This window comes from Acetobacter sp. DsW_063, from assembly GCF_002153745.1.
In the GTDB taxonomy this organism is placed as follows: domain Bacteria; phylum Pseudomonadota; class Alphaproteobacteria; order Acetobacterales; family Acetobacteraceae; genus Acetobacter.
Genome location: NZ_JOPL01000165.1, coordinates 1 through 1,430, shown reverse-complemented (window position 1 = coordinate 1,430; position 1,430 = coordinate 1). Strand labels below are relative to the sequence as shown.

Below are 1,430 nucleotides of genomic sequence, written 5' to 3'. Positions count from 1 at the left end.
GACCTGTGAATCACAACCTCTCGCTCAATTCAATACATTAATAGGTCCCGAACCTAGAGCTGCATGCATCCATATCGCATCAACTGACGAATACGGCGCCAGCCGAGTAATCTGATGAGCGTGCGTCTCCGGCCAACGACCTCATCTTTACGGACGAAGGTCCAAAAACCCCGTTCTGGCCGGGCCGCTCCGCCAATCTTGGGGCGTCAGAGATTCTCGGATAAATAGTGCCCAGATTTTAATATTTCCAGAGAGCACCCGATCACCTAGCTTTCGACCAGCCTTTCTCACCCTGACGCCAATACGTCAAGGAATGTCCCTGCGCCTTCAGCGCCGACCAGCGGCGCCGGGCGGCGGCTACGGCCATATCGTCGCGACCATCAAAAAGGTCAAAAATACGCTCGAACGCCTCAAGCTTTTCGGCTTCACGCGCTCCAAGGAGGAATAAATACGTAGCGGCGTTCGGCGTATCATCTCCGGACGTGATCCAGATCGGCTGACGATCGGGAAATTTCGCGCCCGTCGCCGCGTGCGGCAACCACACGGGCTCAGAAACCCGCCAGAGCGCCTCATCAAGAGAAGCGACGTCGACGCTTTCACCGCAACGCACGACAGCGCGTTTTCCGGCGTCAAGCGTGCGCCCCAACAACTGCGGCAACGCCTCGTCCGCCGTGGTGCGGGTCAGATGGTAGAAACCAATCTCCGCCACGATCCCTCCATCAACGCGCCGTCATCAAGCTCTCAGCCGTGCGCACCGGCCTCGATCTCACGGACGAACCGGTCGAGCAGACGCACGCCAAAGCCGGTGGCGCCCTTCGGCGAGCCGGGCTTCGCCTTGGAGCCCCAGGCGACTCCCGCGATGTCGAGATGCGCCCAGGGCGTATCGCCGACGAAGCGCTTGAGGAACTGCGCTGCAGTGATCGATCCACCCGGACGTCCACCGATATTCTTCATGTCGGCAATGTCGGATTTCAGCAGCTCGTCATACTCTTCGCCGAGCGGCATGCGCCAGAGTTTCTCGCCACTACGCAAACCCGCATCCTCCAGACGACGCGCAAGACCGTCATCGTTCGAGAAAAGACCAGCGTGCTCGTGGCCCAAGCTTACGATAATCGCGCCAGTCAACGTAGCGAGATCGACCATCAGCTTTGGTGCGAAGCGATCGCGGGCGTACCAGAGCACGTCGGCCAGAACCAGACGCCCCTCAGCATCGGTGTTCAGAACCTCGATGGTCTGACCCGACGCGCTACGAACCACGTCGCCAGGGCGTTGCGCCGTCGAGGACACCATGTTCTCGACCAGTCCGATCAGACCCACGACGTTCACCCGCGCCTTGCGGCCAGCCAATGCCGACATCAAACCCGCGACGACGCCTGCGCCCGCCATATCCCACTTCATATCTTCCATGCCTGCGGCGGGGTTGGTTGAAA

General features: G+C 60.2%; 2 protein-coding genes. Both read right to left on the bottom strand.

Annotated elements, in window-relative coordinates; genetic code table 11:
* Positions 1 to 262 precede the first annotated feature (262 nt).
* Complete coding sequence (locus tag HK28_RS13575; protein ID WP_086645056.1) at positions 263 to 709, bottom strand: DNA polymerase III subunit chi; 447 nt, start codon at positions 707 to 709, stop codon at positions 263 to 265.
* A 32-nt stretch (positions 710 to 741) separates the two neighbouring features.
* Positions 742 to 1,430 (bottom strand): leucyl aminopeptidase (locus tag HK28_RS13570; RefSeq protein ID WP_143217442.1); only part of this gene is annotated, 689 nt, incomplete at its 5' end.